We start from the raw sequence: 6,918 nt of genomic DNA, 5'->3' as shown, positions 1-6,918 counted from the left end.
AGAGCGGCAAGCTGTCAGCTACAAGCGGCAAGTTAAGAGCTGCTATGTGCCGTTCTTGAACTTGCCGCTTGCAGCTTGAAACTTCCCCATAAAAAAACCCGGCGTTCTGAGCCGGGTTTTTTTATGGGTCTACGGCTTAGCCGTTGAACACATCATCAACGCTTTGCAGCGGGTAGTGCTTCGGATACGGCAGGGTAGCCACACCGGTCTCGATCGCAGCCTTGGCTACGGCGTCGGAGATCACGGTGATCAGGCGCTTGTCCATTGGCTTCGGAATGATGTACTCACGACCGAATTCCAGCTTGGCGCCACCGTAGGCGTCGCAAACGTCCTGAGGGACTGGCAGTTTGGCCAGTTCACGCAGGGCGTTGGCGGCCGCTACTTTCATTTCTTCGTTGATGCGCTTGGCGCGAACGTCCAGGGCGCCACGGAAGATGAACGGGAAGCCCAACACGTTGTTGACCTGGTTCGGGTAGTCCGAACGGCCAGTGGCCATGATCACGTCGTTACGGGTGGCGTGAGCCAGTTCAGGCGCGATTTCAGGGTCCGGGTTGGAGCAGGCGAACACGATCGGGTTGGCCGCCATGGACTTGAGGCCTTCGGCGCTCAGCAGGTTCGGGCCGGACAGGCCGACGAACACGTCGGCACCGTTCAGGGCGTCAGCCAGGGTGCGCTTGGAGGACGGGTGGGCAAACATCGCCTTGTACTGGTTCAGATCGGTACGCTCGGACTGGATCACGCCCTTGCTGTCGACCATGTAGATGTTCTCCAGCTTGGCGCCCATGCTAACGATCAGCTTCATGCAAGAGATAGCCGCCGCGCCGGCGCCCAGGCAAACGATCTTGGCGTCAGCCAGGGTTTTGCCAGCGATTTCCAGGGCGTTGATCATGCCGGCCGCGGTTACGATCGCGGTGCCGTGCTGGTCATCGTGGAATACCGGAATGTCGCACTGCTCGATCAGGGCCTTTTCGATCTCGAAGCACTCAGGTGCCTTGATGTCTTCCAGGTTGATGCCACCGAAGGTGATGGAGATGCGTTTGACGGTGTCGATGAAAGCCTGCGGGCTCTCGGAATCGACTTCGATGTCGAACACGTCGATGCCGGCAAAGCGCTTGAACAGCACGCCTTTACCTTCCATGACTGGTTTGGACGCCAATGGGCCGAGATTGCCCAGGCCGAGAATCGCGGTGCCATCGGAAATCACTGCAACCAGGTTGCCTTTGCCGGTGTACTTGTACGCCAGCTCGGGGTCGCGAGCGATTTCACGTACGGGCTCGGCCACGCCAGGGCTGTAGGCCAGCGACAGGTCGCGGGCGGTGGCGGTGGCTTTGGTGAGCTCTACACTCAGCTTTCCTGGACGAGGATGGGCATGATATTCGAGAGCGGCAGTTTTCAAATCAGACATATCGGCATTCCGCTTTTACTGTTGGTCGACGGACCGCCGAGGATACGCGTGTCGTAAAGCCCCTACAAGACTGGGCAGTCACCGGTGTCAAGGCCCCAAAGCGCCGTACTTTGGTCTAAGGCCACGGGATATAAGGGCTGGACTGTTCACAATCCTATAAAAAAATGTCTACAATTTTTTATTCGCGCTGCACTTTTAGCATGCTGGAATCGGTCAGCGGCATTAACCAGCGCGCTTGATGGTTTTTAAAGCCACCCCGCCGGGAGCGATCCTGTACCCAGCCACGGGCCTCGACGGTCTTGCCTTGCAGACCAGTGAGCAGGCGCGAGTCGAATTGTCGGGCCTGATCGGGTGCAATGCGTAATACCAATGAGCCCTGTAACTCGATCCAGATTCCGCCACGATTGCGTTCGATACTCCGGACTTGCCCGTTGATGACTGCGAACCCAGAACGTTTGATTTGCGCCACCGAGCGCACCGGCGATTGCCGCCACAGCCCCACTCGCGCTTTGCGCGCGCTGTTTTCGGCCGCCTGCTGACAGTCCACCAGATCGATATTCGGCGCGACGCCCACCTGAAACCCCAGCCCATCGGCGAGCAATTGCGCTTCCAGATTGCGGCCATTGGCGCCGTAGAGATGGGCCAGGGTTCGCCCATAGTGATCCTTGGCTTCGCGCCCCGGCACCAGGCCGACCCGCCCGTCACTGGCCTGGACCAAGGCTTGCAGGCGCTCGCGGGCGGCGACGGCGAACGGCTCGTCCGGCCGCCCCTTTTTACCGGTTTCCGGCGCATTGAGGCCGATCATGCGCACACTGCGGCCATCCTTGAGGCGCACGGTGTCGCCGTCCACCACGCGCTGCACTTCCACCTGGACCAAGGATGCCGGCGCCGGGCAAAACACCTCGGCCTGAACCGCCGACAGCCAAATCCCAGGCACAAAAAAGGCGCCCACAAGGGACGCCTTTTTCATCAGCATGGAAAAACCGCAGCGGCTTCCCAAGTTGATCGGCCTTAGGCCTTTTTGGCACCGAAAGCACCGAAACGGTCAGCAAAGCGCTGTACACGGCCGCCGGTGTCCAGAGTTTTCTGCTTACCGGTGTAGAACGGGTGGCACTCGTTGCATACGTCAGTACCCAGTGGCTTGCACAGGTTCGAACGGGTTTCGAACTTGTTGCCGCAGCTGCAGGTTACTTCGATGGTTTCGTACGCTGGATGGATATCGGCTTTCATGGTGACTTCCTCGGGCTAGCGTGCCGCCACTCGACACTATTGTCGAATACCGCACGTAATTAGGCCGCGGATTCTACCAGACCTTTGCAATCGCGCAAGCGGACCTTACCGTCAGCAAGCCCCTTTCATCAGAAAACCACGGCATACCCATTAACGCCCTCCTCTGCTAGGCTCGCGCCCCTGCGCCACCGCCTGCCTTTATATGAGACTCCCCGCGTGCCCGACGCCATTTTGCGCCTCGCCCTGCCTTCGCCCCTGCGCCGCCTGTTCGATTACCGGGCGCCGGCCGACGTGTTGCGTGCGCAGTTGCAGCCGGGCATGCGGGTACGTGTGCCGTTCGGACGGCGGGAAATGATCGGCATCTTGGTGGAAGTTGCCGACCACAGCGAAGTGCCCGCCGAGAAACTCAAGCCGGCCGTGGCGATCCTAGACGCCACGCCGCCGCTGCCACCGGCGCTGTTCAAGCTGTGCTTGTGGACCGCCCAGTATTACCAGCACAGCCTGGGCGACACCCTGAGTTGGGCGCTGCCGGTGTTGCTGCGTCAGGGCGAACTGGCCGAGGCGCGCCAGGAGCGTTTCTGGTCGACGGTGCCTGGCGCGCGTCTGGACGACCCACGCATCGCCCGCGCGCCGCGCCAGCGCGAAGCCTTGGCGACGCTGGCCCAACACCCCCATGGCGTAGCCCATCAGTTGCTGAGCAAGCTGATGTTGAGCAAGGACAGCCTCGACCTGCTGCTCGCCAAAGGCCTGGTGCAGGTGGAAATCCGCAAGCATGCCCCAGACCCTCGCCACGAACATTGGCTGGCCCAACCGGAACTGCCGCTGAACGCCGAGCAACGCGCCGCCTATGAAGCCATTCGTGCCGGCTTCGACAGTTTCCACGCATTCCTGCTGGCCGGGGTCACTGGTAGCGGCAAGACCGAAGTCTATTTGCAACTGATCCGCGAAACCCTGCAGGCCGGTAAACAAGCCCTGGTGTTGATCCCTGAGATCAACCTCGGCCCGCAAACCCTGGCGCGCTTCGAACAGCGCTTCAACGCGCGTATCGCCCTGGTGCATTCGGCGGTCAACGACCGCGAGCGCTTGGAGTCCTGGCTGGCAGCGCGGGACGGCGAGGCCGACATCATCATCGGCACCCGTTCGGCGCTGTTCACGCCGATGAAAAACCCTGGGCTGATCATCATCGACGAGGAGCACGACGGCTCCTATAAGCAGCAGGAAGGCTTGCGCTACCACGCCCGCGACCTGGCACTGGTGCGCGCGCGCCAGGAAGACATTCCGATTGTGCTGGGCTCAGCCACACCATCCTTGGAGAGCTTGCACAACGCCTACACCGGCCGGTACGGGCTCCTACGCTTGAATGAGCGGGCCGGTGGCGCCAAGCAGCCACGCTTCCTGCGTCTGGACGTGAAAAGCCGTCCACTGGACAGTGGTATTTCCGGGCCGATGCAACAAGCCATCGGCCAGACCCTTGCCGCCGGCCAGCAAGTGCTGGTGTTCCTCAACCGTCGTGGATTTGCCCCCACCCTGCTGTGCCATGACTGCGGCTGGATGTCCGAGTGCGAACGCTGCGACGCGCGTATGACCGTGCACCAGCGCTACGGCGAGTTGCGCTGCCATCACTGCGGCCATGTGGAGCGGGTGCCGCGCCACTGCCCGCAGTGCGGCAAGGTGGACCTGCGGCCGGTCGGCGCGGGCACCGAACGCGCCGAAGAGCGCCTGGGCATTCTGTTCCCGGATTACCCGGTGCTGCGGGTCGACCGCGATAGCACGTCGCGCAAGGACGCGATGAACCAACTGTTTGCCACCATCCAGAAGGGCCACCCGTGCATTCTGGTGGGCACCCAGATGCTTGCCAAAGGCCATCACTTCCCTCGGGTGACCCTGGTGTCGATCCTGGACGCCGACGGCGGCCTGTTCTCCGGTGATTTCCGCGCCAGCGAGCGCATGGCGCAGTTGATCGTGCAGGTCGCCGGCCGCGCGGGACGGGCCGAGGAGCCCGGCCGGGTGATTATCCAGACACACCTGGCCGACCATCCGTTGCTGATCCAACTGACCGAGCAAGGCTATTTCGCCTTTGCCGAACAGGCCCTGAGCGAACGCCGTTCCGCCGGCCTGCCGCCGTTCGCACACTTGGCGCTGCTGCGCGCCGAGGCGCATAAACCGGGGCAGGCCGAAGGTTTTCTGGATGAAGCGTGCAGCGCCGCCGAACGTTTGCTTGGTGAGTTGGGTCTGACCGGCATCGAACTGCTTGGCCCGGTGCCCGCGCCCATGGAGCGCCGCGCTGGACGTTATCGGGCACAGCTGCTGCTGCAAGCCAGCGCGCGAGCCCCCTTGCATCGCCTGTTAAGTAGCTGGTTACTTGCGCTGGAGCAAATGCCGAGCGGTCGCCAAGTGAGATGGTCGCTGGACGTAGACCCGGTAGATTTGTATTAAGCCTGGCCACAGGTCCCGCGAAGGTTGGCAAGCCCGCCCCCGCCACGGATAATGCCCAGTTTTTCCACCTGCGCATCGCGCGCCGCCGCTTGCGGTCGAAAGAGAACACCATGAAAGACACCATTCGCCAGCTGATCCAACAAGCCCTCACCCAACTCGTCAACGAAGGTGTGTTGCCTGAAGGCCTGACGCCGGCGATTCAGGTGGAGAACACCCGTGACAAGACCCACGGCGACTTCGCCAGCAATATCGCGATGATGCTGGCCAAGCCGGCCGGCATGAAGCCGCGCGACCTGGCGGAAAAAATCATCGCCGCCCTGCCGGCCGACCCGCAGGTGAGCAAGGCCGAAATCGCCGGCCCGGGCTTTATCAATATTTTCCAGAACACCCAGGCCCTGGCCTCGCGCCTGGACGCCGCGCTGGCCGATGCCCGCATCGGCGTGCGCAAGGCCGGCGACAACCAGCGCGTGGTCATCGACCTGTCGGCGCCCAACCTGGCCAAAGAGATGCACGTCGGCCACTTGCGCTCGACCATCATTGGCGACGGCGTGGCACGGGTGCTGGAATTCCTCGGCGACACCGTGATCCGCCAGAACCACGTGGGCGACTGGGGCACCCAGTTCGGCATGCTGATGGCGTACCTGCAAGAAAACCCGATCACCAGCAATGAGCTGTCGGACCTGGAGAACTTCTACCGCGCCGCCAAGAAGCGCTTCGACGAATCCGAAGAGTTTGCCGACCGCGCCCGTGGCCTGGTGGTCAAGCTGCAGGCCGGCGACGAAGAATGCCTGGCGCTGTGGAACCGCTTCCGCGATATCTCCCTAGCCCACTGCCAGCAGATCTACACCCTGCTCAACGTCAAACTGACCATGGCCGACGTGATGGGCGAAAGCGCCTACAACGACGACCTGATCAATGTGGTCAACGACCTCAAGGCCAAGGGCCTGCTGGTGGAAAGCAACGGCGCGCAGTGCGTGTTCCTCGAAGAATTCAAGACCGCCGACGGCGAGCCGCTGCCGGTGATCATCGTCAAGGCCGATGGCGGCTATCTGTACGCCACCACCGACCTCGCGGCGGTACGCTACCGCAGTGGCGTGCTCAAGGCGGACCGTGCACTGTACTTCGTCGACCAGCGCCAGGCCCTGCACTTCCAGCAGGTGTTCGAAGTAGCGCGTCGCGCCGGTTTCGTCACCCACCCGATGCATATGGAACACATGGGCTTCGGCACCATGAACGGCGCCGACGGCCGCCCGTTCAAAACCCGCGATGGCGGCACCGTCAAGCTGATCGACCTGCTCAACGAAGCCCAGGACCGCGCCTATAACCTGGTGAAGGAAAAGAACCCGGAGCTGGCCGAAGCCGACTTGCGCAACATCGCCCGCGTGGTGGGGATCGGCGCGGTGAAATACGCCGACCTGTCCAAGCACCGCACCAGTGACTACAGCTTCAACTTCGAGCTGATGCTCAACTTCGAAGGCAATACGGCGCCGTACCTGCTGTACGCCTACACCCGCGTGGCCGGCGTGTTCCGCAAACTGGGCAAGGACTTCAGCCAAGTCGAAGGCCAGATCGTGCTGGACGCCCCCCATGAACAGGACCTGGCCGCCAAGCTGGCGCAATTCGGCGAAGTGCTGAACAGCGTCGGCGAAAAAGGCACGCCACATATCCTGTGCACCTATTTGTACGAAGTGGCCGGGTTGTTCTCCAGTTTCTACGAGAACTGCCCGATCCTCACCGCCGACGACGAAGCCCACAAGCAGAGTCGCCTGCGCCTCGCCGCACTGGCTGGACGGACCCTCAAGCAAGGCCTGGAACTGTTGGGCCTGGAAACTCTGGAGCGTATGTAA

General features: G+C 62.2%; 5 protein-coding genes. 2 read left to right on the top strand and 3 right to left on the bottom strand.

The annotated features are described in order from the left end of the window. Positions 1-136 precede the first annotated feature (136 nt). From QRN41_RS21305 to rpmE, 3 genes are all read right to left on the bottom strand, one after another. Positions 137-1,405: a malic enzyme-like NAD(P)-binding protein gene (locus QRN41_RS21305; protein ID WP_034095507.1), complete on the bottom strand. Its 1,269-nt coding sequence runs from the start codon at positions 1,403-1,405 to the stop codon at positions 137-139. A gap of 178 nt (positions 1,406-1,583) precedes the next feature. Continuing rightward, positions 1,584-2,381 carry a thermonuclease family protein gene (locus QRN41_RS21300; protein ID WP_167416745.1) on the bottom strand — a complete coding sequence of 266 codons (798 nt, stop codon included), beginning with the start codon at positions 2,379-2,381 and terminating at the stop codon, positions 1,584-1,586. Positions 2,382-2,416: 35 nt separating this feature from the next. Then, the gene (gene rpmE, locus QRN41_RS21295; RefSeq protein WP_010213765.1) at positions 2,417-2,635 is read right to left on the bottom strand and encodes a 50S ribosomal protein L31; all 219 of its coding nucleotides are present in this window, start codon (positions 2,633-2,635) and stop codon (positions 2,417-2,419) included. A gap of 216 nt (positions 2,636-2,851) precedes the next feature. Here rpmE and QRN41_RS21290 point away from each other — a divergent pair, with 216 nt between their 5' ends. Together QRN41_RS21290 and argS are read left to right on the top strand one after the other, a co-directional pair. Further along, positions 2,852-5,071 (top strand): primosomal protein N', encoded by a 2,220-nt coding sequence (locus QRN41_RS21290; RefSeq protein ID WP_285422108.1) that lies wholly within the window; start codon positions 2,852-2,854, stop codon positions 5,069-5,071. Between the two features lie 110 nt (positions 5,072-5,181). Then, complete coding sequence (gene argS, locus QRN41_RS21285) at positions 5,182-6,918, top strand: arginine--tRNA ligase (RefSeq protein ID WP_034095504.1); 1,737 nt, start codon at positions 5,182-5,184, stop codon at positions 6,916-6,918.

This window comes from Pseudomonas sp. efr-133-TYG-23, from assembly GCF_030209215.1.
Taxonomy (GTDB): Bacteria; Pseudomonadota; Gammaproteobacteria; order Pseudomonadales; family Pseudomonadaceae; genus Aquipseudomonas; species Aquipseudomonas rhodesiae.
This window is presented reverse-complemented; position numbering and strand designations above follow the sequence as displayed.